The 22190-nt window shown below is 45.5% G+C and carries 22 protein-coding genes; 14 read left to right on the top strand and 8 right to left on the bottom strand.

Translation table 11 applies throughout. From position 1 onward, the window contains the following. Positions 1 to 193 precede the first annotated feature (193 nt). The gene (locus FLAVO9R_RS02125; protein WP_159528367.1) at positions 194 to 526 is read left to right on the top strand and encodes a hypothetical protein; all 333 of its coding nucleotides are present in this window, start codon (positions 194 to 196) and stop codon (positions 524 to 526) included. 43 nt (positions 527 to 569) lie between these two features. On the opposite strand, the gene FLAVO9R_RS02120 is transcribed toward FLAVO9R_RS02125, so the two are convergent. Continuing rightward, positions 570 to 1670 carry a murein hydrolase activator EnvC family protein gene (locus FLAVO9R_RS02120; protein WP_373996582.1) on the bottom strand — a complete coding sequence of 367 codons (1101 nt, stop codon included), beginning with the start codon at positions 1668 to 1670 and terminating at the stop codon, positions 570 to 572. A 311-nt stretch (positions 1671 to 1981) separates the two neighbouring features. Here FLAVO9R_RS02120 and FLAVO9R_RS02115 point away from each other — a divergent pair, with 311 nt between their 5' ends. The 4 genes from FLAVO9R_RS02115 to gpsA all read left to right on the top strand — a co-directional run bounded on the left by FLAVO9R_RS02115 (position 1982) and on the right by gpsA (position 4265). Further along, the gene (locus tag FLAVO9R_RS02115; protein WP_159528363.1) at positions 1982 to 2407 is read left to right on the top strand and encodes a rhodanese-like domain-containing protein; all 426 of its coding nucleotides are present in this window, start codon (positions 1982 to 1984) and stop codon (positions 2405 to 2407) included. 12 nt (positions 2408 to 2419) lie between these two features. Further along, the gene (gene grxC, locus FLAVO9R_RS02110) at positions 2420 to 2680 is read left to right on the top strand and encodes a glutaredoxin 3 (protein ID WP_159528361.1); all 261 of its coding nucleotides are present in this window, start codon (positions 2420 to 2422) and stop codon (positions 2678 to 2680) included. 62 nt (positions 2681 to 2742) lie between these two features. Next, the gene (gene secB / locus FLAVO9R_RS02105; protein WP_013785633.1) at positions 2743 to 3249 is read left to right on the top strand and encodes a protein-export chaperone SecB; all 507 of its coding nucleotides are present in this window, start codon (positions 2743 to 2745) and stop codon (positions 3247 to 3249) included. Positions 3250 to 3260: 11 nt separating this feature from the next. Further along, positions 3261 to 4265 carry an NAD(P)H-dependent glycerol-3-phosphate dehydrogenase gene (gene gpsA, locus FLAVO9R_RS02100; RefSeq protein WP_159534338.1) on the top strand — a complete coding sequence of 335 codons (1005 nt, stop codon included), beginning with the start codon at positions 3261 to 3263 and terminating at the stop codon, positions 4263 to 4265. A 60-nt stretch (positions 4266 to 4325) separates the two neighbouring features. On the opposite strand, the gene trmL is transcribed toward gpsA, so the two are convergent. From trmL to FLAVO9R_RS02080, 4 genes are all read right to left on the bottom strand, one after another. Beyond that, positions 4326 to 4790 carry a tRNA (uridine(34)/cytosine(34)/5-carboxymethylaminomethyluridine(34)-2'-O)-methyltransferase TrmL gene (trmL, locus tag FLAVO9R_RS02095; RefSeq protein WP_159528359.1) on the bottom strand — a complete coding sequence of 155 codons (465 nt, stop codon included), beginning with the start codon at positions 4788 to 4790 and terminating at the stop codon, positions 4326 to 4328. A gap of 84 nt (positions 4791 to 4874) precedes the next feature. After that, positions 4875 to 5840 (bottom strand): alpha/beta fold hydrolase, encoded by a 966-nt coding sequence (locus FLAVO9R_RS02090; protein ID WP_159528357.1) that lies wholly within the window; start codon positions 5838 to 5840, stop codon positions 4875 to 4877. 72 nt (positions 5841 to 5912) lie between these two features. After that, positions 5913 to 7283 (bottom strand): ATP-binding protein, encoded by a 1371-nt coding sequence (locus tag FLAVO9R_RS02085; protein WP_159528355.1) that lies wholly within the window; start codon positions 7281 to 7283, stop codon positions 5913 to 5915. Then, positions 7280 to 8020, bottom strand: a complete 741-nt coding sequence (locus tag FLAVO9R_RS02080) for a response regulator transcription factor (protein ID WP_159528353.1) — start codon at positions 8018 to 8020, stop codon at positions 7280 to 7282. Before FLAVO9R_RS02080 ends, FLAVO9R_RS02085 begins: the two co-directional genes overlap by 4 nt. 248 nt (positions 8021 to 8268) lie before the next feature. Here FLAVO9R_RS02080 and FLAVO9R_RS02075 point away from each other — a divergent pair, with 248 nt between their 5' ends. Further along, a complete protein-coding gene (locus FLAVO9R_RS02075; RefSeq protein WP_159528351.1) occupies positions 8269 to 9093 on the top strand; it encodes a Spy/CpxP family protein refolding chaperone in 825 nt (274 codons plus the stop codon). Positions 9094 to 9146: 53 nt separating this feature from the next. On the opposite strand, the gene FLAVO9R_RS02070 is transcribed toward FLAVO9R_RS02075, so the two are convergent. Together FLAVO9R_RS02070 and FLAVO9R_RS02065 are read right to left on the bottom strand one after the other, a co-directional pair. Further along, entirely contained in the window at positions 9147 to 10337 is a 1191-nt protein-coding gene (locus FLAVO9R_RS02070; RefSeq protein WP_159528349.1) for a flagellar assembly protein T N-terminal domain-containing protein, read from the bottom strand. Positions 10338 to 10349: 12 nt separating this feature from the next. Then, the gene (locus tag FLAVO9R_RS02065; protein ID WP_159528347.1) at positions 10350 to 11099 is read right to left on the bottom strand and encodes a flagellar basal body L-ring protein FlgH; all 750 of its coding nucleotides are present in this window, start codon (positions 11097 to 11099) and stop codon (positions 10350 to 10352) included. A gap of 159 nt (positions 11100 to 11258) precedes the next feature. Between FLAVO9R_RS02065 and FLAVO9R_RS02060 the strand changes: the two genes are divergently transcribed. After that, entirely contained in the window at positions 11259 to 12095 is an 837-nt protein-coding gene (locus FLAVO9R_RS02060; protein ID WP_159528345.1) for a hypothetical protein, read from the top strand. A 65-nt stretch (positions 12096 to 12160) separates the two neighbouring features. Here the strand turns inward: FLAVO9R_RS02060 and FLAVO9R_RS02055 are convergent, their stop codons facing one another. Beyond that, on the bottom strand, positions 12161 to 12571 hold the full coding sequence (locus tag FLAVO9R_RS02055) for a methylglyoxal synthase (RefSeq protein ID WP_159528343.1): 411 nt from the start codon (positions 12569 to 12571) through the stop codon (positions 12161 to 12163). 526 nt (positions 12572 to 13097) lie between these two features. Between FLAVO9R_RS02055 and argC the strand changes: the two genes are divergently transcribed. The 7 genes from argC to FLAVO9R_RS02020 all read left to right on the top strand — a co-directional run bounded on the left by argC (position 13098) and on the right by FLAVO9R_RS02020 (position 22141). Then, on the top strand, positions 13098 to 14111 hold the full coding sequence (argC, locus tag FLAVO9R_RS02050; protein ID WP_159528341.1) for an N-acetyl-gamma-glutamyl-phosphate reductase: 1014 nt from the start codon (positions 13098 to 13100) through the stop codon (positions 14109 to 14111). Next, complete coding sequence (argB, locus tag FLAVO9R_RS02045; RefSeq protein WP_159528339.1) at positions 14111 to 14917, top strand: acetylglutamate kinase; 807 nt, start codon at positions 14111 to 14113, stop codon at positions 14915 to 14917. Before argC ends, argB begins: the two co-directional genes overlap by 1 nt. Then, a complete protein-coding gene (locus tag FLAVO9R_RS02040) occupies positions 14914 to 15825 on the top strand; it encodes an ornithine carbamoyltransferase (protein ID WP_159528337.1) in 912 nt (303 codons plus the stop codon). The genes argB and FLAVO9R_RS02040 overlap by 4 nt, the downstream gene beginning before the upstream one ends. 14 nt (positions 15826 to 15839) lie before the next feature. Beyond that, positions 15840 to 17045 carry an argininosuccinate synthase gene (locus FLAVO9R_RS02035; protein ID WP_159528335.1) on the top strand — a complete coding sequence of 402 codons (1206 nt, stop codon included), beginning with the start codon at positions 15840 to 15842 and terminating at the stop codon, positions 17043 to 17045. A 10-nt stretch (positions 17046 to 17055) separates the two neighbouring features. Then, entirely contained in the window at positions 17056 to 18438 is a 1383-nt protein-coding gene (gene argH, locus FLAVO9R_RS02030) for an argininosuccinate lyase (RefSeq protein WP_159528333.1), read from the top strand. 4 nt (positions 18439 to 18442) lie between these two features. Next, entirely contained in the window at positions 18443 to 19753 is a 1311-nt protein-coding gene (gene argA, locus FLAVO9R_RS02025; protein ID WP_159528331.1) for an amino-acid N-acetyltransferase, read from the top strand. Positions 19754 to 19885: 132 nt separating this feature from the next. Further along, positions 19886 to 22141, top strand: a complete 2256-nt coding sequence (locus FLAVO9R_RS02020; RefSeq protein ID WP_159528329.1) for a sensor domain-containing phosphodiesterase — start codon at positions 19886 to 19888, stop codon at positions 22139 to 22141. The last annotated feature ends 49 nt before the right edge of the window (positions 22142 to 22190 follow it).

Raw genomic sequence — 22190 nt, 5'->3', positions numbered from 1 at the left:
GACAACAATTGTTTGGCTACATCTTGGCTCCGTTGAACCAGCATTAATGCAGCATACCAATTTACAAAAAGGAAACAAGCACTGCTGAGCAGTTGTTAGCATGTAAAAGTTGCGTAAAGAGTGACCACTAAGCTCAATTTCCGCTTTAATAGTCGATAAGGTTAAAACGTATACTAATTATTGTGGAGTAATTATGATTTCTTCTGTAAACAGCTCGGCCATGCAAGCTGGCATGTCGCCTCGCCCTGAAGGCCAAGCACTTAGCGATACACAAAAAGAGTCCGTGAGTGCTATTCTGTCATCTTACGATCCCGAAAACCTATCAAGCGAAGATGCGGCTTCTATTGTAGAGCAATTCAAAGAGGCTGGTATTGAGCCAAGTAAATCATTGAATACCGCGTTAAGCAGTGCTGGATTTGAAGGTAAGAATATTGCTGAATTAGCGGGAATGGGTAAACCACCGCCTCCACCGCAACAAGAAGCATCGAATTTACCTGACAATTCAACATTTTCGATAACGGTGTAACCGCGGAAAAAGTTAACTTTTCGCAGTGTAGTGTGCTTGGCGATTAGTTAAACCAAGCGGTGGGATTTAACGCTTTTCCCTTGTGGCGTATTTCAAAATACAAATTAGGGTAATCTTGTCCGCCGCTTCTGCCTACCAAGGCAATACTTTCGCCTAAAAGAATATCGTCGCCAGCTTGTTTCAACAACGCTTGGTTGTGCCCGTAAACACTCATGTAACCTTCTCCATGATCGACAATGGCCACTAAACCAAACCCGCGAAGCCAATCGGCATAAAGTACTTTGCCCGATGCCACGCTCTTTACCGCTTCGCCTTCCGAACCATCGATAATAATACCTTTCCAGCGCACTTGTCCTTGCCTGCGATTGCCAAAGAGTTTACGAATGTGACCTTCAACAGGCACTGACAACTTACCCTTTAACTTGGCTAACCCATCTAGTGATACCTTAGCTCTAGCCGCAGCGCGTTCAGCGGCAATACGGGCAGCTTCAATAGCATCAAGTAAAGCCTTTTCATTTGCCTGCAAGGTGGCAATTCGTCCGCTTTCACTGGCAATGGTTTTGTTGAGTTTTACTAAGGTTTGCTTTCTATCATCTTGGCGAGTGAGTAACACCCCGCGCTGACTTTCTTGTGTCTTGCGAAGGGCAAGCAAAGATTCCGCTTTATCAGCAAGCTCTTCGGTTACCGCTTCAAGGCGAGCCACGTTGTCTCTAAATCGGGTAATTTCTTGCTGACGTGCTTTTGCCAAATATTGATAATACGTAATGACCCGTTCGAAATTACGGGCATCTTCTTGATAAAATAGCATTTTGGCGTAGTCGTAATGCCCCGCCATAAAAGCACTTTTCAATTGACTTGAAAGCAAGGACTGTTGCTGGCGAATGGCTTCTTTTAACCCTTCCTGCTCTTTTACCAGCGCTTCTTCTTCCGCTAACACACTATTTAATTGCTGTTTGTTTTGCGCCAACGCTTTCGCCACTTTCGCTATTTCAAGCTCTGAGCGCTTGAGTACTTGCTCAAGTTCTTGTGCGCTAGCTTTGTTATTTTCTAAAACCTGCTGACGCGCTCTTAATTCAACTTGTAGCTCTGCCAGCTTCTCTTGGCTTACATCTTGCGCCTTTACGGTAGATGAGACTAAACCCATACCGAATATGACAGCAAGTAAACAGACAATTGTGCAAAATCGTTGAATAAACATAAAAAGGTAATAGCGGCCTTTAGCGGTGTATTGGTGGCAAAAACAAATTGCAGAATCCGCCTACAATCATGATGATAGTTAGCGTATCAGTGTATCTGAGGGCTAGATTAAATCCCAGTGCAATTTGATTGTAATATCAAGCCGCTATTGTACCGCGCACAATTACAAGACACGCTTGACTATTGCAGGGTGGTTTCTCGCCCGTTTTTCTATATACTTTGCACTCTTTTTATGGTCTGTAGACAAGGTTAGAAGTAATGGATCAGCTAATAGCGTTTGCCAGCGATAATATTGTACTTGCTGGTGTATGGGTTGCTTTGGTAGGCATGTTGGTGTTTAGCTACATTTCAACGTTTACCTCTTCAATCAAAGAAGTAAATACACACGAAGCCACTTTGTTAATGAATAAAGACGACGCAGTTGTCTTTGATACTCGTGCGGCAAAAGACTTTAAAGCAGGGCACATTTTAGGTGCTAGACAAATAAAACCGGAAGAATTGCGCGAGAAAAACTTCGCTAAGCTTGAAAACAGCAAAGATAAACCCATTATCGTTGTATGCGCTATGGGCAATCAAGCTCGTGGTACAGCCGGTGCGATGTCGAAAGCAGGCTTCACTAATGTGAAAGTCCTTAAAGGCGGCATGAACGCGTGGCAAAGTGCAAGTTTACCGATTTCAAAATAATAGGCGATCATAGTGAGTAAAGTAGAAATTTACACCAAGGGCCATTGCCCATACTGCCATCGTGCTAAAGCACTTCTCGCACAGAAAGGTGTTGAGTTTCAAGAGTACCCTATTGATGTTCAGCCAGAGTTGCGTGACGTGATGATTGAGCGCGCGAATGGCGGTTGGACAGTGCCACAAATTTTCATCGACGATAAGCTTGTAGGTGGCTGCGATGACATGATGGCACTAGAAGCACAGCAAAAACTAAATCCTATGCTTGGGTTAGCATAACGCGTCAGCGCGTAAAGCAACGCAATACATTAAAGTAAAACGACAATTAAACAGGAAATATCATGGCTGACGATAATCAGACTACTAACGGCGCCGCAGCAGGCGACCAAGCGCAAGCCCCTCAATTCAACATTCAGCGTATATTCACTAAAGATATCTCTTTTGAATCGCCAAATGCGCCGGCTATTTTCACGAAAGAGTGGAAGCCAGAAATTAAGCTAGATATTGACACTAGCACCAACAAACTAGACGAAAACGTTTACGAAGTGGTGTTGTCAGTAACAGTTACCGCTACACTTGGCGAAGAAACTGCATTCTTATGTGAAGTTCAGCAAGCCGGTATTTTTGCCATTGGTGAAATGCCAGATCAGAACAAAGCGCATACGCTAGGTTCATTCTGCCCGAACATGCTTTTCCCGTATGCACGTGAAACGATTTCAAACCTTGTGAACCGTGGAACTTTCCCTCCACTAAATTTAGCGCCAGTTAACTTCGACGCTATCTTCGCTGCTTACGTTCAAAAGCGTGCACAGCAAGCACAAGGCGAAGCGCCTAAGATGGACGCGTAAGCACCATTATGATGAACCCGAATTCGGTTTCAGTATTAGGGGCGGGGTCTTATGGCACCGCCCTTGCTTTTTGTTTAGCCCGAAATGGCAACCCTACTTTGCTGTGGGGTCGCGACGAAAAGCACATGGAAGCACTGGCCTCAAGTAGAGAAAACGCGCGCTATTTGCCAGGTGCTACCTTCCCTGATGCGCTTAGTGTAGATGCCAATTTAGAAACGGTCATTGCCGCAAGCCAAGATATCCTTGTGGTGGTGCCAAGCCACGGCTTTGCTGCAATGCTTCAAAGCATTAAGCCTTTGTTGCAGCCTAACCATAGAATTATTTGGGCAACCAAAGGGCTTGAACCTAAAACCGGCAGATTGCTTCGAGAAGTTGCAGAAGAGATTCTGGGTACTGCCTATCCGCTAGCCGTATTATCAGGCCCCACATTCGCGAAAGAAATGGTGGCTGGCTTGCCTACTGCTATTTCGTTATCGTCCACCGACAACACGTTCGCTGACGAATTTGCCGCTAAGCTACATTGCGCGAAATCGTTTAGGGTATACAAAAACCCAGACTTCACCGGCGTACAATTAGGCGGTGCAGTGAAAAACGTGATTGCCATAGGCGCTGGTTTGGCAGATGGGTTAGGTTTTGGTGCGAATGCCCGTACCGCATTGATTACTCGTGGTCTTGCAGAGCTTACACGTCTTGGCGTGAAGCTAGGTGCTCAGCCGGAAACCTTTATGGGCATGGCTGGCCTTGGCGACTTAGTACTCACCTGCACCGATAATCAATCACGTAATCGTCGATTTGGCTTAGCCTTAGGCCAAGGTAAATCTGTCGATACTGCCATTGAAGAAATTGGGCAAGTGGTAGAAGGCTATCGCAACACGGAAGAAGTACATGTGTTATCACATAAAGTAGGTGTTGAGATGCCAATTTGCGAGCAGATTTATGCTGTGCTTTATCATGGCAAATCGCCCAAAGAAGCCGCATTAACCTTGCTCGGCCGCGATCTTAAAAACGAAGCCTAACTAAACAAATTATACAAAATTGATAAAACGCGCAGCGTCAACACTGCGCGTTTTTTATGTCTAGCGCGCGCCGTCGTAGCCTAACTGGCGCCAGCTTTCATACACAAAAACCGATACCGCATTCGATAAATTCATACTTCTGCTGTCGGGTAACATGGGAATACGTACCCGCTGTTCTGGCGGTAGCGCGTCAATAACATTGTCGGGCAAGCCTCTGGTCTCTGGCCCAAACAATAAAGCATCACCCTTCTTGTATTGAGCGTCACTGTGAAATGCTTTGCCCTTCGTGGTGCAAGCGTAAATACGACTTGGCTTTTCAGTTTCAATGTAAGCTTCCAATGAGGCATGGCGCTTAACGTGGGCAAATTCGTGGTAATCCAGCCCTGCCCTACGTACACGCTTATCGTCCCACTCAAACCCAAGCGGCTCAATCAAATGCAGCATAAAGCCGCTGTTGGCACATAAGCGGATAATATTTCCCGTATTGGGGGGAATTTCTGGCTGGTAAAGTACGATGTCTAACATGCTGGCTCACTGTCGAAATGCTAAATTGCCACGCTTTTAAATGGCGATATGACGTACGGGCGCTCATCGCCCATCTACTTTATTTTACGCACTTAAAAAATCAAATACAGTAGAAAGTGCGGCATCGCGAATGTCGTCCGATTCGGTAAGCACCTCATGATACGCCACAGGTATAATTTCTACCTGAGCATTGGGGAACTTTGCCGCCACACGACGTTGGCGTTTGTTCTCTATAATACTGTCGCCATCAGCACTTAAGATTAACGATCGCGTAGTAATCGAGGCCGCATTGAGTTCAATGGTATTCATCGCGGCTTGCGCTGCACGTAACCATTCGGTGGTTACACCACCAAGTTGAATTTGGCGCTCTTCATCATACAGCTGACGAAATAAGCTGTAGCGGTTTTTACTATGCGTAAGCTTATTAAGGGCATAAGGAAAGGCAATATAAGGGGTTTGCCCAAAAAAGTAACCCGACTCGCGCTTTTTCAGTTTATTGATACTAAGCCCAACCTTAATAAGGCTATTGGCCAACCAGTTTGGTAGCGCAGGTTTAATACCAAACATGGGGGATGCGAGTACTGCTTTGTCGAACAAGCTAGGGTCTCTTAACAGGGTTAGTGCGCCAATAGCGCCGCCCATAGAATGGCAAAGTAACTGCAACTCGCCCTGTTGTCGCGGCATGACAATATCATTTACGAAGGTGATTAAATCATCCACATAATCGGCAAAATCTGCCACGTATCCGTGTTGAGGATCGTGAGTCATACGCCCCGATAGCCCTTGACCTCGGTGATCAAGAATGAAAACTGCAAAGCCATTTTGGTACAAATCAAACATGAGCTCTTTGTATTTTAAGTACGACTCGATACGCCCAGAACTGATCACTACCGTGGATTTCGGGTTTTCTGGTATGCACCACGCGTAGCGTACATCAATACTGTCTTTACCAACAAACTCGCCAAGGGTGACAGAAGTTTGCCAAAAAGGATTAATTGCAGTGGCAAACGTTGAAGCTAAGTCTTGCTCTGACGTAAACGTCCAGCTCATAGAAGCATATCCTAATAGAATTGTGACGCAGTGATGATTTGAACGCTACACGGCAGTGCGAAGCTATGCGCGTTAACGGTTTTCTAACTTACGAGGGAAGGACAGTGTGACACATAAGCCACCTTCTTCTCTTGTCACTGCTTTAATAGCGCCATGATGCAATTCTACAGCAGCTTTTGCAATGGATAAGCCCAAACCCACCCCGCCAGAGGCTCTTTCTCGGGCTAAGGTTGCACGATAAAAAGGGGCAAATACCCGCTCGCACTCCTCACTTGATAAACCTTCACCATCGTCGCAAATGGTCACTGCCCACTCCGATTCTGTAACGTTAAACTCAACCGTCGTTAAATATGCGCTGTGGCGGATGGCGTTACGTAATACATTCTCTACCGCTCGGCAAAGTAAAACTTGGTCTACCAACACGGTCAACTTGGGTATTTCATCGATATCGAGGGCTTTGTTGCTATTCGCGGCTTCAAACTGCCCGTCGGTAAAAATGTCGCTAAACAACAAAGATAATGAATAAGACGAGAAGGTAGTTACCCCGTTTTCAGCGCGGCTCAGTTCCAGCAATTGCGTCACTAAGGCTTCCATACGCTCGGCCTCTCGCTCAATACGCGCCAGCGAGGCTGGGTCTACATTTTGCTGATGTGCCAAGCCAAGTGCCATTTGTAATCGAGCCAATGGAGAACGAAGTTCATGGGATATATCTGCCAGCAAGCGCTTTTGAGCGCTCCACATTTTCTCTAATTGATTGGCCATAGAGTTGAAATCTCTGCCCAACTGGCCTAGCTCGTCTTGGCGCTTATCCGTGTTACAGATACGCGTTTCCCAGTGTCCACCGGATAACAAGCGTGCAGATTTCTGAATTCGCAGAATAGGACGGGTGAGCGATTTTGCGAACAACCATGACAGTAAAGAGGTAGTTATGATGGCAATACAAAGAAACAATATGAAAGGCGGCGCATTTTCGCTAGGGCCCTCAAATTTTGCTAAGAAAAGCCCGAAACGTCGTCCATCACGCTCAAAAAAAACGGGGCCTGTAATTTTTAGCGCGCCACGATTTAGTGTGATGGGCACTTTTTGATCTATGATGCGCTTTATGTCACGTTTGTCATCTTGGGGGATTGGCGGTCCTCCTGACGTTATTACCATGCCGGAATCAACATCCACAGCAATAATTCTGCCTCTCACACCCCGCGCATTCCTGTCTAAAACCATCCTTAGCGGCGTACGAATAGAGCGATCACGAGAGACCCCCTCAAGAACTCTTTCTAGCTGGCTAACTTCTTTTGGCGATGCACTATTGACTTGAAGCTCTTCAAAGAAAAAACGACTTCCCCACCCAGCCAGCACAGCGGTAACAATAAAGGTAGCCCAAAACCATAAAAACAAGCGCCCCATAATGGCGCGAGCAGGATTTATTTTACGAAAAAACGTCATTGACCAGATAGCAACATATAACCCACGCCGCGGATGGTTTTAATTTTTTCAATATGACTAATAGCGGCTATTTTTTTGCGCAAGTTACTTACGTGCATATCGATACTTCTATCAAACGCTTGAAGAGATTTACCTAATACCTTCAAACTGATTTCTTCTTTCGTCACTCGGCTTCCTGTGTTTAGCATAAGCAACCGAAGAATAGAAAATTCTGTACTGGTTAAGGTCATTTCAACCTCACCGACTTTGGCGACTTGGCTACTGGTGCTTAAAAACAATTCATTCACAACCAAGTCTTGCTCAATAGTACCACCGCTGTTGGTCAATGCTAGTCTACGGAATATGGCTTTAATTCGCGCGACCAGCTCTCTATGATTGAACGGCTTTGGCAAGTAGTCGTCGGCACCTAGCTCTAACCCTAGAATGCGGTCGTAGTCATCACCGCGCGCCGTCAACATAAGCACAGGTGTAGCATGACTTATTCTTAACTTTTTAAGTACGTCGAAGCCATCCATTTTAGGCATCATAACATCAAGCAGAATAAGGTCGTAATGACCGCCGGCCGTCGCTTCCGCCAATCCTGACTGCCCGTCATTACTGACGTGAATTTGATACCCCATACTTGAAAGGTAGGTGGCTAGCATGTCAGTTAGTTCATTATCATCATCGATAATAAGAATGGACTGCAAATGAAACTCTGAACTCATGTTTTTGAAACCTACGACGGCTTGATTCATCTTTCGGATACCCAAGTATAATGCATAGAGGAATGACAACGATTAAATACTGCGCGCTGCGTTAAAAAACTAGGAAACGCAACGAGCGACGACCTAGCCATTCCCACACACAAACGATGGAAATGATAAACTTTGTGACCGATAGAATCTGCGTATGGTTCAAACTTTACACAAGCTTTACAATGCGTTGACTGCTTTTGGCCGCAGAGCTAGTAATATTCTGGGGTGCGAATACAAAGGAGACGCCCGTGAAATCAATTCTCATTGCTGGGTTATTAGCGACCACTTTTACCCTAGCCCACAGCGCAAATGCGGCCCCTCAAGGCCCCAAAATGCGTGATCATGCTCCTGGGATGGAAATGATCAAAACCTTAAGCCGCCTTTCTCTTTCTTCAAAGCAAATGGATGAGGTGAAAAAGCTTGTTACCGCGTTTAAAGCCAATCATGAACGCCCAGACGCCTCGCCGGAGCACCCAGACAAGCCCGACCTCGCTACCCTTTCAGAAAGTGAAATTCGTAGCCTTGTAGAAACCAGAATACTGAAACAACAATCGCATCATTTTGCTAGTGCAGAACTTCGCAATGCAATTTATGGACTTTTAACCGAATCGCAGCGCGCGTTACTTTCTGAGCAAAAATCAGCACGGGATGCCAGAAGAAGCTCAATGCAAGATGAAGCGCAAAATAGACCGCAAGGCAAGCCATTTGGGGCCCGCAGAGGTAACCCGTTAAATAACCTTAGACCGCCGTTTGAAGCACTTCAACTGACTGACGAGCAGTTAGCATCACTTGAAACCTTAAACGCCACTTTTCGTGAAACCCGCTTTCAACATAAAATGACACTGGATGAACTCAGAGACGCTGAGCAAGCCCTTGTGCGAAGTGGCAATTTCTCCGAATCTGCATGGGATGCACTTTACGCTGAATATAAAGATGATCTCGTTAATGCAGCAATAGAAAATATTACTCATAAACAAGCCACGTTTGCGGTACTTACCGACGCCCAGAAAACTGAGCTACAGCAAAGGCGAGAAAATGTGGACGCGCTTCGCCGTTTGTTCAGCGATAATTAACACTACTCGCTAGAAAAAGATAACAACATAGAACATAAGCAAAGACGCAAACTTTAGTTTGCGTCTTTTTTTTGTACTGGCGACACTATGTCATATAAGTGAACTGCCGATTCTGCGCCTTCAACCTTTAACACACTCACTTCATCCCCTAAATGGGTAATGGCGAATTGTCCATCTTCTACCGGTAACATAACGCTCTTAGTTGGTGATAAAAGTACCGGTAACGACTGCTGCTTGTACAACTGAAAGCTGTCGCCTTCGCGGATACCTTGGGCAAGACCTAAATCGACAATCAACTGCTGGTTACTGGTATTAACCACGCGCGCAAAGGTAGGCTCGCAGGTAATAGCGGCAGATATATCGGTTACTGCTGCATTTACGGTGTTTAATACCATTCGCCCATACTCACTGCGCCAGAATAAGCTGTTGTTAGTATCGACTTGATAGCTATTTTCAAACTCCCAATCTGCTTCACTGTGATAACTGTCGTTATAAATGATACGTTGCCTGAAGGTATCTAGCACGAACACTTGAAGGGTAAAGTTGCGCCTAACCGCTACCTCGTCGCTGCTAAAAAAGGACTCACTTTGTGCTATTTGCTCAAACAGACTTACATCTTTAATGTAGCCGAATAGTGCGAACTGCTGACCATAGGTATCGCGTAAGTAAGTCGATTTTTGTTGTAACTCTACGCCTGAAAGTGCTTCGGCAGACCACATATCGGCGCTAGTCATGGCTTGTGATATCTGCATGACATTAGGTGTATCCGCGGTATTTTTCAGTTGCTGCGCAAATCGTTGTGTAATGTGTTTACCAATATTATAAATACCGCCTGTGGCCGCCTGTCGTGAGTCGAGTAAGGCAAAGTGCGTCACCAGCAAACGCTTTTGAAAACGATTGGGTTCACAATCAAACAAGGGAGTTAGATTGACATTCACCACTACCGATAGGACATTGTCTTTAACGCTTTCGCTAATGATTTCAACCCGCTGTATTCGGCCTGCTGTACGAAGCTCGGCTTTGCTGCTGAGTATTAACCCATTGATTAGAACATCTTCGGCAGCAATAACACTTCCGCTCTTGTAAGACGCATCCGCGATAGCATTTTTAATCACTGTAGGGCGCACAGAATCTAAGTCTGCACCGGTAAAATTGAGACTTGCTTCACCTTGTACCCATATCGCCATGGCCGGGACATGCCACAGCGTTAATAGTGCTATACCCAGACGAAGATAGCCTTTCATACTTTTCACCTATTAACCGAATATTGCGAACAATTTGTCTATCACAGAGCGCTCTTGATTCTCTTGCAAATCACCGGTTCCACTATATTCAATGAGTGCGTTGCCTACTTTTGAAGACACCACTGTATTGCTTTCATCAACGTCTTGCTTGCGTACTTCACCAGAAAAGCGAATGTATTCTTTTCCTTTATTCATGGTTATCCATTTTTCCCCTGTGACCAGCAGGTTTCCCGCAGGCGTAATGGCGGTGACGTAAACCGTAATGCTGCCTTGCAATGAGTTTGACTGGCTTGATTGAGCCGAACTGGTAAATTCACTGTCTTGTCCGTGGTCTACTTCAAGATCATCGCCTTCAATTTGAATTCCCCCTACCCGCACAGTTAAAGGTTCTATATCAAAGGTGCTGTTTTTATCTTGGTTGTAATCAAGTGACTTCTCAGACTGGGTGGTCTCATCCAGTTTTATTAGAATCATATCGCCCACTTTGTACTGACTATGGCGCTGGTATAAACCCATGGCTAGCTCCGGGTTAAACAAAGAGCCACTAGGAATACGAACTTGTTCAACAGGATAAGCCCGCGGTGGAGCATAAGTGGGATCGCCGGGCGCAGGGTTATCAGAGGTAGGCGAGATGGCTCGTTGCTCTACTTTTGGGTTAGTTGGACTGCTTGCCACCACTTCTTCTTCTTGTGAAACCGTTTGGGCGCAACCGGTCATTGTAAAGATTATGGCAAGAAACACTTTCTGGCATCGATTTTTCATAATGTGCTCTGAAGGAAATAAAAAATAATGTTAATTAAATGCCATCCATGACCCGAACAGGAGCAAGTTTAAACGAATAATTTCCACACGAAATACGTTCTTTAGTAACTTTGCAAAACCTTTACAAAACAATGATATGCCTGCGGGTATGGGGGAGTTATGGCCATTGAAACATCGACACAAGGCACAATAAATTCGTTGCTTTCAGCAGTACCATTAACGGGGGACAATTCCACCTCGAATACGGCAGAGGAAGCGGCAACAACTAGCCAGTCTTTGCCGTCTATGTTTGCCGCTTTGTTGTCAAATGAAGAAGCTAGCAATGACGAAACGTCAGATTCACAAAGCAGTACTAGTACAAGTCAATTTGATACCAGCTTGTTATCGAACCTCGTCACTGATGACGCCATTAGTCTAATGCAAAACCAATTGCTTGGTGCGCTACAAAATAATGTCTTCGCGGCGCTTACTGCGGCAGCATCAACGTCTTCAACCGATACCGAAACACAAGCATCAAGCAGCGCTGCTATTTCAACTACCACTTCAACTTCTGTAGAAGCAGCAAGTACTGAAATCGATGCCGAAACAACCTCGATGTTCGATAGCATGATGACATCGGTATTTGGTGAGGACGGGCTGGGGCTTCAAGACGGGTTCGACGCACTAAATATTGTGAACCACTTGCCAGTTGTGTCTGATATTTATGAGGCGACGACATCAAGCCATATTGCGGCGGCATCCAGTATGGCAGGCAGCTTCTTATATGGTGGCCTCGGCGGATTACTTTATAACGCCGTCGACCTAACTGTAGAGGGGCTTACCGGTAAGAGTATCTCAACTAATTTATGGGATGCGGGCAAACAAATAATAAATGGTAATACGGCCACTGAAAGCACAGGTGAAAATAGCCTAATGATAGATGAGGCCGATGGCGAGACATCATCAACACCTGCCAGTGACGTTTATGAATTTGTACGTCGACAAGCTGGTGGCTAAGGGGTTACGCAAACTTTGGGGAGGTAACGTACGAGAGCTATAAGCGGCGGCTAGCGCCGCCACGCTTAAAAATTGGGCTTAATTGGTTTGTATTCAGACGATAAGAAAAGTGGTGACGTTACCATTAAATCGGCGGTGGCTGGCGTACATGCCACTGGCACATTCCACACTGAACATAATCGCAATAGTGCGCGAACATCAGGGTCGTGAGGAGCTGCGTTTAACGGATCCCAAAAGAAAAACAGCGCATCAAGTCTGTTTTCAGCGATTAATGCACCAATTTGCTGATCGCCGCCAAGTGGACCACTTTTAAACCGTTTTACTACTAGTCCGGTTTCGTCACTAATGAGCCCGCCTGTAGTACCTGTTGCCACTAGGTCACATTGTTTCATTATTTCGATATGATTATGAACCCATGCCAGTAATTCAGGCTTTTTATGATCGTGAGCGACTAGCGCAACGGTAAGTTTACTCATACTTAGAAATTCCAACTGTCGTTTGTTTAACCATGGATAATCCGTATCTTCGCCGATTTATGCGATAATTAGTATAAATATTCAGTTTTATACACTCAATTGTCAACATTATGTCATATCTCAGTGGCTACTATAGACAAAACTCCTCACAAGCTATTTCGTGCCAATTCTTCGGCGCTGAAAACTTAAAATATTTATACATTTTTATTGCATAAATATTCCATATAAGTAAACTAGGTGACGGTTAAGGCATCCAACCCACTTTAGGGTTGATACAGACACAGGAAGCACTGATGACACAACCAACTCTCGTTCATGGTAGTAATACTGGGAACGTAAAAGAGTTAACCTCTCCCCTGGATAGCTGCACATTGCATGGCTTGCGACGACGATTGTCTGCGAATATGCTTTTTCGGTAGCACACTTTTTACCTTTGTAATGTGGTAGCGGTTAGGCAAAGGATTACGCCAAATCAGTTTACAAAGGTAAAAAGTGATTTTTTTCTCCATTTATTGAATTTTTCATTATGTATAACGTTTCGATTATTGGTGCCAGTGGTTACACCGGCGCACAGCTAGTTCAATTAGTTCATCAACATCCTGCTTTGTCGCTTGAGGGTACTTATGTCTCTGAAAATAGCGCTGATACGGGCAAAAACATTGCGGCTCTGCATGGCAATCTAGCCCACCTCAACTATACGTTGACGCCTATTAGTAATGACATATTAGTCGAGCTGGCCGCCGAGATGGACTTCGTATTGTTAGCAACGCCGCATGAAGCTAGCCACGACTGGATGGAAACTTTGTCTGCGGGCAAAGCAAAAATACTCGACTTATCTGGTGCATTTAGAATTAAAGACACCCAAGTTTTTGAGCAGTTTTATGGTTTCCCTCATACCGCAAAAACCAGTTTGAGCGAGGCGGTATACGGTCTGGCGGAATGGTACGAAGACGATATTGCACAAGCAGATATCATTGCAGTACCTGGCTGCTACCCAACTGCGAGCTTGTCAGCACTGAAACCTTTGGCTGCAAATGGCCTATTAGATGATGCGGTTCGCCCTGTGATCAACGCGGTATCGGGTGTCTCGGGAGCAGGCAGAAAAGCCAGTCTAACGTCAAGTTTCTATGAAGTTAGCTTGCAAGCTTACGGTGTGCTTGGTCATCGCCATACGCCAGAAATTGAAGCCTATTTAGCGACGCCGGTTATATTTACTCCTCATTTAGGCAACTTTAAACGGGGCATACTTGCCACTGTTACGGTTAAGTTAAATAAGGGAGTGACTAGCGCTCAACTAGATACCGCCTTTACCGAAGCATATGCTAATGCGCCTTTGGTAAGATTACGCGAAAGCTTCCCTAAAATTGACGATGTGGCGCATACGCCTTTTGTTGATTTACACTGGAAGTTTGATGAAACATCTGGTTATGCAGTAGTGACGGCAGCCATTGACAATGTTATGAAAGGGGCAGCATCCCAGGCGATTCAGTGCCTTAACATTATGACTGCCCAACAGGTTGAAACAGGACTCGTGCAATAATGAACAGTTCACCCGTTGTAATAAAAGTGGGCGGTGCATTGCTAGACGACGCAGCCGCTATGCAAAAGCTATTTTTAAGCATTAAACACGTCAGCCAATCACGCCCTGTCGCCGTGGTTCACGGTGGTGGTCCTTTGGTTGAAACCCTCATGGCAAGTTTAGGCTTGGCAAGCACCAAAATTGATGGTTTGCGGGTTACCCCGGATGAGCATATGCCTTATATCTGTGGTGCATTAGCCGGCGCTGCAAACAAACAGTTATGTGCTGCGGCGATTGCCTCAGGATTAACGCCCGTCGGTCTTTCTTTACTTGATGGCAATATGGTAGTGTGCCAACCGATGGCTGAGAAATATGGCGCTGTGGGCATTCCTTCAACTGCCGATGCCTCTTTCCTTAAGAGTGCATTAGCGCAAGCCACATTACCGATTATAAGCTCAATTGGCAGTAGTCCTGAAGGGCGTTTGTTGAATATCAACGCAGATCAAGCCGCCACTGTCGTTGCCGAGTTGCTTGATGCTGAATTGCTGTTGCTATCGAACGTTGATGGTGTACTTGATGCTGACAAGCAACTCATTGAAGTGCTTAATCACGATTCAATTACCGAGCTAGCACATGCAGGGGTGATTACCGACGGTATGAAAGTTAAGGTAGACGCCGCGCTGCAGTCTGCCAATACCCTTGGACACCCGGTTTATATTGCTAGCTGGACGGCTGACATAACTGATATTTTAAATAAGAATACGGGCACGCAGGTATTACCTACATCGCAAGCACCGGAACATGGCGTACTAGGAGACGCATTATGAAACAAGACCTACTGACTTTTTCCAATTGGACACCCGAAGCAATGCATAAGCTGTTGAATTTGGCTGTTGAAATTAAGCAATCACCTTCGAGCTACAGCAATGTATTAGCCGGAAAATCGGTAGTCGCCTTGTTTGAAAAGCCTTCCTTGCGTACCCGTGTCAGCTTCGATATTGGTATTAATCGCTTAGGCGGCCACATGGTGTATCTAGATAGCCAAGGTGGAAAACTTGCAGGCCGTGAAGACGCGGTCGATATGGCGGCTAATCTAGCATGCTGGGCAGATGCTATTGTCGCCCGAGTTTTTTCTCACAACACGTTAGAGCAGTTCTCTACTGCCTCTAAAGTGCCTGTAGTCAATGCACTCTGCGACAAGTATCACCCTTGTCAGGCATTAGCCGATTACCTCACCGTATTCGAACGCTTTGGTAAGACCCAAGGCATTACCATGGCCTACATTGGTGATGGCAATAATGTAACCCACTCTTTGTTAATTGCAGGTGCATTATTAGGCTGCAATCAAGTAGTGGTTACGCCAGAAGGTCACGAATGTGATGCCGAGATTGTCGCGCATGCTAAAAACCTTGCCGAAAAAACGGGCGCGACCATCGTTGAAAGCCACGACGTTAGCGCTGCAAACGGCGCTGATGTGATCTACGCTGATACCTGGTTGTCGATGGGTGACGAAACGCCGCTGGCTGATATTAAAGCGAAATTTATGCCGTATCAGGTCAATGAAGCGCTGATGGAATCTACCGGTGCAAGCTATGTAATGCACTGCCAACCGGCACACCGCGACCTAGAAATTACAGGTTCGTTGATTGATAGTGACAAGTCGTTACTAATGCAACAAGCCGAAAATAGAATGCATGGCCAAAACGCCATTCTCACTCAATTATTAAGTGCCTAAGAGGACTCTTTTAGATGCAAAACGTAAAGAAAATCGTACTCGCCTATTCAGGCGGCCTTGACACTTCAGCCATCATTCCATGGCTTAAAGAAAACTATCACTGCGAAGTCGTTGCCTTTGCGGCCGATGTTGGCCAAGGCGATGAAGAACTAGAAGGTTTGCATGAAAAAGCAATCGCTTCAGGTGCTAGTGAATGTCACATCGTTGACTTAAAAGAAGAGTTCGTGCGCGAATACATATACCCCACCATTAAAACGGGCGCGGTATATGAAGGCGAATACCTACTTGGTACATCAATGGCTCGCCCGGTTATTGCCAAAGCGCAAGTTGAAATTGCCTTAAAAGTAGGTGCTGATGCACTTTGCCATGGTTGTACCGGTAAAGGTAACGACCAAGTTCGCTTTGAAAGTACCTTCGCTGCCCTTGCACCACAGCTCACTGTTATTGCGCCATGGCGAGAGTGGGACATGGTATCGCGTGAAGACCTATTGGCTTATTTAGCTGAGCGTAATATCGAAACCACGGCATCTGCCACCAAAATCTACAGCCGCGATGCAAACGCATGGCATATTTCCCACGAAGGCGGGGAATTAGAAGATCCATGGCAAGAGCCAACCAAACAAATCTGGACCATGACGGTTGATCCAGAAGATGCTCCAGATGCACCTGAGCGTGTTACGCTTTCTTTCAATGAAGGTGAACTCACTCACGTTGACGGTGAAGCCTTATCGCCTTACCAAGCGCTGGTTAAGCTAAACACAGTGGCAGCTGCACACGGTGTGGGTCGTATTGACATTGTTGAAAACCGTTTAGTGGGCATGAAGTCTCGTGGTTGTTATGAAACACCAGGAGGCACAGTAATGCTCAAAGCTTATAAAGCCCTTGAAACAATGGTGCTTGATAAAGCCGCGCTTAAATACCGTGAGCAAATTGGCCTTGAGTTCTCGCACGTGATGTACGATGGCCGTTGGTTCACAGCCTTAAACGATGCCTTACTAGCCGGCGCAGAATCTTTCGCTAAGAAAGTGACTGGCGACATCGTAGTGAAGCTTTATAAAGGTCAGGCGACCGTTACACAACGCCGCTCACCTAACAGCCTTTATTCAGAAGATTTTGCTACCTTTGGTGCAGATGATGTTTACGACCAAAAACACGCTGAAGGCTTTATTCGCTTGTTCAGTCTTTCAAGTCGTATCGCTGCATTAAAAAATCAAGGTTAAGGAGTAACACATGGCATTGTGGGGTGGTCGATTCGAATCAGGCGCGAGTAGCATGTTCAAGCAGGTTAACGATTCGTTGCCGTTTGACCAAGTGATGGCAAGCCAAGATATTCAAGGCTCTATTAGCTGGTCTCGTGCGCTGCAAAAAGCAGGCGTACTGACCACAGACGAACAAGCACAACTTGAAGGTGCACTAAGCGATTTGAAAGCGAAAGCTGACGCGGGTGAACTAGACTTTAACGCTTCTAGCGAAGAAGACATTCATAGCTTTGTTGAGTCTGCACTTATTGAACAACTTGGTGATATTGGCCGCAAACTTCATACGGGCCGAAGCCGTAACGATCAGGTAGCTACAGATTTTCGTTTGTGGGTGCGTGAGCATATTGCGTCACTTCGTAGTGATGTTGTGGCCGTTATTCGCTCACTCCTTAATGCCGCAAGTCGTCACCAGGAAGCCATTATTCCTGGTTACACCCACTTGCAACGTGCTCAGCCTATACACTTTGCTCACTGGTGCTTAGCATATGTTGAAATGTTTAAGCGCGACTTAAGCCGCTTAGACGATTTAAAAGACCGTATGAATCAGTGCCCACTGGGCTCTGGTGCATTAGCGGGTACGACTTACCCCGTTGACCGCCACGCTATTGCACAAGAGTTAGGCTTTGACTCGCCATGCTTAAACAGTCTAGATGCTGTATCAGACAGAGATTTCGTATTAGAGCTTTTGTTTGTCGCGAGCACCAGCATGATGCACCTGTCTCGCGTGGCCGAAGACATGATTTTTTATAACTCTGGCGAAGCGGGCTTCTTGCAGCTTGGCGATAGCGTAACCTCAGGTTCGTCGCTAATGCCACAGAAGAAAAACCCTGACGCATTAGAACTTATGCGCGGTAAATGTGGCCGTGTATTCGGTTCACTGCAAGCCTTGCTGGTGACCATGAAAGGTTTACCTCTTGCGTACAACAAAGATATGCAAGAAGACAAAGAAGGTGCCATCGACACGGTAAACCAATGGCATATTTGTTTGTGCATTGCTTCCGAGGTACTTGACTCATTACAGCTTAATGAAGAGCGTTGCCGCGAAGCCGCGACACAAGGTTTTGCCAACGCCACTGAGCTTGCCGACTACTTAGTAGGTAAAGGTATTCCGTTTAGAACGGGTCATGATATTGCCGGTAAAGTGGTACTAGAAGCCATTGAAGCAGGCTGTGCGATTGAAGATTTACCATTAGAAAGCTTGCAAGCTGTATGCGATAAAATTGAAGATGATGTTTATACCGTATTGCAATTAGAGTACGGCGTAAATCAGCGCAACATATTAGGTGGCACTAGCAAAGAAACAGTGACTAAAGCACTGTATCAAGAGCTAGAAAACCTAGATAAGCAAGGGTAATCACATGGTGCTTGCCCATCATGACGGCGTTAAACTTTTCAGGAGTTCACTGCCGTATATCAATGCTCATCAAGGGAAAACCTTTGTTTTGATGTTCGGTGGCGAAGCCATTGAACATCCTAACTTCCCCAATATTATTCATGACATTGCCCTGCTGAATACCTTAGGTGTTCGCGTGGTAGTAGTACATGGTGCACGCCCGCAGATTGATCAACGCGTGGCCCTTCGCAACATTGAAGGTCGATTTGAAAATGGCGTGCGTATTACCGACAAGCAAACCCTAGAGTGCGTTAAAGATGCCGCAGGCTCTGTGCGCTCACAAGTAGAAGCCTTACTTACCATGGGACTACCTAATTCACCGATGCACGGCGCACAAATTCGGGTGTGTTCAGGTAATTTGGTGGTTGCTAAGCCTATGGGTGTGCGAAATGGCATTGATTTCGAAAATACCGGCATGGTTCGCCGTATTGATACCACCGGCATTAACGACCACTTAAACGATGGTTCTATTGTGTTGCTCTCCCCTATGGGGTATTCAGCTACAGGGGAAGTATTTAATCTTTCCCATGAAGATGTAGCCACTCAAGCGGCCATTGCGCTTAAGGCTGATAAGCTCATTGTGTTTTCTAACTTCGACGGTATTTACAATAGTGAAGAAAAGTTACTTCGCACTATTGAGCGCCCGCAGCTAGAACAGCTCATTATGAGTGGCAATATCACTACCGAAGATACCGTTTTGCGTGCCCTTACCACCAGCGTAGCCGCTGGTGTGCCAAGAGCGCACTGCATTAGTTACGAAAAAGACGGCGCATTGCTGCAAGAGCTCTTTACCCGCGATGGTACAGGCTCGTTGGTGATGGAACATCACTACGAACAACTGCGTGCCGCGACTATTGATGATGTGGGTGGCATTTTAAAACTCATTAAACCGCTAGAAGAAAGTGGTGTATTGGTTAAGCGCTCACGTGAACGGCTGGAAAGTGAAATCAATCAATTTATTGTAATTGTTCGGGACGGGATGATCATCGCGTGTGCGGCGCTTTACCTTTACCCCGAAGATGGTTGCGCTGAATTAGCCTGTGTAGCTACCCACCCTGATTATCGCGGTAAAAATCGTGGTGAACGAATTTTAGATGAAGTTAAAATACGAGCCCGCGAAGCGGATATCAATCGTGTATTCGTGCTTACTACAGTTACTGCGCACTGGTTTTTAGAGCAAGGTTTTGAACACGCAGATATTAGTGCTCTGCCAGAAGTGAAAAAAGAACTTTATAACTTTCAGCGTAACTCTAAAGTGTTCACCCTAAACATATAGATTATGATTTAGCGCGCACCTTAAAAGAAAAATTAAATTATCAATAAATATCAGCAATTTAAAACAATATTCTCGACAAACAGCCAAGGCTGAGATAACGTTGATGATAGAATAATTACTCGGTTATATGTAGTGTTTAATCGTTGCAGTACGTTACTCAAACGTTACCTTCTTCTTGATGCAGAGCATGTTCGCGCCCCAGACGCTGATACATGGAAGCTTAGCGTGCTGCGAATTATCCTTCTTATTGGTGTTACCTTAACCTCAGCCATCGTACTGCACTCATCTTATGCCGCCTATCAAAAGGGCATGTATTACGTTTTGTATCTTACTATTGGCTTTTCAGCGTTACTTTACGCCACATTGGGGCTTCGTAAAGGTCAAATAAAACTCGCGTCAGCCAGCCTTACCCTCACTATAGTTTTAGCGGGGCTGTGTATACTATTCTTCACGATAGATATTGCCTCGGCTCGTTACGGCTTGTTATTTTTCTTCACGCTTCCCATTATTTTGAGGCTGTTTTATGGCAATAAAGCCGCCATGATTGGTATGTTTGTGAACCTTATTCCTTTTGCCGTTCTAATAAACAACCAGCCAATTGCCCCACTTTTCGGCATCGACATCACCTTACCCGACACTCACACCTATTTAAGTTCGTTAATATTCCTGTTTTTTAACTTTTGCCTTCCCATGGCAGTGATTCGCGTGATGACATCATTGGAAAGTCAGTCATCGCAAAACTTGAAGCAAACGAAAAAGATGGAAAAACTGGTAAGTCGCTATCAAGAAATTTTTAACAACGGCGGCACCCCTTCCCTTTTTTGTGATCAGCAAGGGAAGATATTGCAAGCTAACAAAAGCGCCCGAAAACTGATTAATCAATTACCGGAACCCTGCCATTATATTCATCAACTTTTTGAGCTAAATGAGCCGCTAAGTGCAGGTCATCGGCAAAAGACACATATATCGGGCAATCCACACGCCACCTTCGAGCTTCAATCTGCCAGCCTTCAGCACCACAAAAAACAATTGATCCATTGCTTCGACGTATCTGAGGCAACGGAACATGACCGCAAGTTTGACGCTTTTAAACGCCAGCATTTTGAAAAGCATTATTACGATGAGCTCACCGGCCTGCGAAACCACCATTATTGGAATTGCAGTATTAATCAGCCCGTTCCCGCAAACACACACGCGGTCATGCTAAAACTTGCGAATTTACGTGACATTAATTTGCAGTATGGTTACACCCAAGGTGATAAAGCATTGGCCAGATGTGCGGCGCAGATACAAAGTGTGCTGCCCGCATCGGTGAACGTATATCGATTACCTGGCGCTAGATTTCTGGTCTCAAGTCAACATGACTCCCGCAAGTCCAAAGACTTTAATACTTGGCTTCGGAATAAGCTTCCCCGCACTATTCAGATTGATGACAATTTCGTAAAGCGAACTCAAACACTAAACTGGTTGGGCGGTTTTGTACAAGTAAACACCCCCAAGTCGCCCTCTCAGGTTACTGAGTCTTGTGCAATCGCCTTAAGCCAAGCCAGTAGCGACAAAGATTTCAGTCAGTTCGATAGCAACGTAGTAAAACTTATTCGTAAAGACACGCAACATAGAGACAAGGTGAAACGGTTACTCGACAATCGCTGCTTAGCGTTATGGCTACAACCTCAAGTTTCAATTGATAATGCAATTGTCGGCTTTGAAGTGCTTGCTAGGCTCAAAGATGATGAAGAGGATAAGATACTTCACCCCTACCATTTTCTTCCTGTTATTGAAAAGAATAACTGGCATATTCTCTTTACTCAAAAGGTGCTCGATAACACCATCGAGCTTATAGAAAACTGGCCGAACACTATTCCGCCAGTTCCCGTGGCAATAAACTTGTCAGGCCCTGAACTACTCAGTGATTTGTTCTACGAAAAGCTACTACGCCGCTATTCAGAGAGCCCATTTTTACGAGAGCGCCTGAAACTTGAATTAACAGAAACATCAGTATTGGCAAGTCACCAAGAAACGAAACGCAGGCTAACTTCATTGGCCAATGTGGGCGCAACTATTATTATTGATGACTTTGGTACTGGCCACGCGTCGTTGTCGCAACTTATTGATATGTCAGCATCGGTATTAAAGGTTGATAGAGAATTTATAGATCGTATAGACAGTTCAGAGCGTCACCGAAAAATTGTTCAGATGACGCTAGAGTTGGCAAAAAGCCTCGATATGAAAACCATTGCCGAAGGGGTAGAAACCCAAGCACAGCTTAAGTTACTCACCGACATGGGTTTTACCCTATTTCAAGGCTACCTTTTCGGGAAGCCAGCTCCTCTTGAGGCCTGGCAAGGAATGGAGACAGCCATCATCGTTGGAAAATCCGCAGTTTGATAGCGGTCTATAACAAATTTAAATACCCATTCTCTTGCAATTTCAATCG

The sequence above is a fragment of the Alteromonas sp. 38 genome (assembly GCF_902506055.1).
Taxonomy (GTDB): domain Bacteria; phylum Pseudomonadota; class Gammaproteobacteria; order Enterobacterales; family Alteromonadaceae; genus Alteromonas; species Alteromonas lipotrueae.
This window is presented reverse-complemented; position numbering and strand designations above follow the sequence as displayed.

What these genes read in the sequence shown, in the direction of transcription:
- FLAVO9R_RS02125 (WP_159528367.1), top strand. Translation starts at nt 194, where the DNA reads ATGATTTCTTCTGTAAACAGCTCGGCCATGCAAGCTGGCATGTCGCCT.
- FLAVO9R_RS02120 (WP_373996582.1), bottom strand. Translation starts at nt 1,670, where the DNA reads ATGGGTTTAGTCTCATCTACCGTAAAGGCGCAAGATGTAAGCCAAGAG.
- FLAVO9R_RS02115 (WP_159528363.1), top strand. Translation starts at nt 1,982, where the DNA reads ATGGATCAGCTAATAGCGTTTGCCAGCGATAATATTGTACTTGCTGGT.
- secB (WP_013785633.1), top strand. Translation starts at nt 2,743, where the DNA reads ATGGCTGACGATAATCAGACTACTAACGGCGCCGCAGCAGGCGACCAA.
- gpsA (WP_159534338.1), top strand. Translation starts at nt 3,261, where the DNA reads ATGAACCCGAATTCGGTTTCAGTATTAGGGGCGGGGTCTTATGGCACC.
- trmL (WP_159528359.1), bottom strand. Translation starts at nt 4,790, where the DNA reads ATGTTAGACATCGTACTTTACCAGCCAGAAATTCCCCCCAATACGGGA.
- FLAVO9R_RS02090 (WP_159528357.1), bottom strand. Translation starts at nt 5,840, where the DNA reads ATGAGCTGGACGTTTACGTCAGAGCAAGACTTAGCTTCAACGTTTGCC.
- FLAVO9R_RS02085 (WP_159528355.1), bottom strand. Translation starts at nt 7,283, where the DNA reads ATGACGTTTTTTCGTAAAATAAATCCTGCTCGCGCCATTATGGGGCGC.
- FLAVO9R_RS02080 (WP_159528353.1), bottom strand. Translation starts at nt 8,020, where the DNA reads ATGAATCAAGCCGTCGTAGGTTTCAAAAACATGAGTTCAGAGTTTCAT.
- FLAVO9R_RS02070 (WP_159528349.1), bottom strand. Translation starts at nt 10,337, where the DNA reads ATGAAAGGCTATCTTCGTCTGGGTATAGCACTATTAACGCTGTGGCAT.
- FLAVO9R_RS02065 (WP_159528347.1), bottom strand. Translation starts at nt 11,099, where the DNA reads ATGAAAAATCGATGCCAGAAAGTGTTTCTTGCCATAATCTTTACAATG.
- FLAVO9R_RS02060 (WP_159528345.1), top strand. Translation starts at nt 11,259, where the DNA reads ATGGCCATTGAAACATCGACACAAGGCACAATAAATTCGTTGCTTTCA.
- FLAVO9R_RS02055 (WP_159528343.1), bottom strand. Translation starts at nt 12,571, where the DNA reads ATGAGTAAACTTACCGTTGCGCTAGTCGCTCACGATCATAAAAAGCCT.
- argC (WP_159528341.1), top strand. Translation starts at nt 13,098, where the DNA reads ATGTATAACGTTTCGATTATTGGTGCCAGTGGTTACACCGGCGCACAG.
- argB (WP_159528339.1), top strand. Translation starts at nt 14,111, where the DNA reads ATGAACAGTTCACCCGTTGTAATAAAAGTGGGCGGTGCATTGCTAGAC.
- FLAVO9R_RS02040 (WP_159528337.1), top strand. Translation starts at nt 14,914, where the DNA reads ATGAAACAAGACCTACTGACTTTTTCCAATTGGACACCCGAAGCAATG.
- FLAVO9R_RS02035 (WP_159528335.1), top strand. Translation starts at nt 15,840, where the DNA reads ATGCAAAACGTAAAGAAAATCGTACTCGCCTATTCAGGCGGCCTTGAC.
- argH (WP_159528333.1), top strand. Translation starts at nt 17,056, where the DNA reads ATGGCATTGTGGGGTGGTCGATTCGAATCAGGCGCGAGTAGCATGTTC.
- argA (WP_159528331.1), top strand. Translation starts at nt 18,443, where the DNA reads ATGGTGCTTGCCCATCATGACGGCGTTAAACTTTTCAGGAGTTCACTG.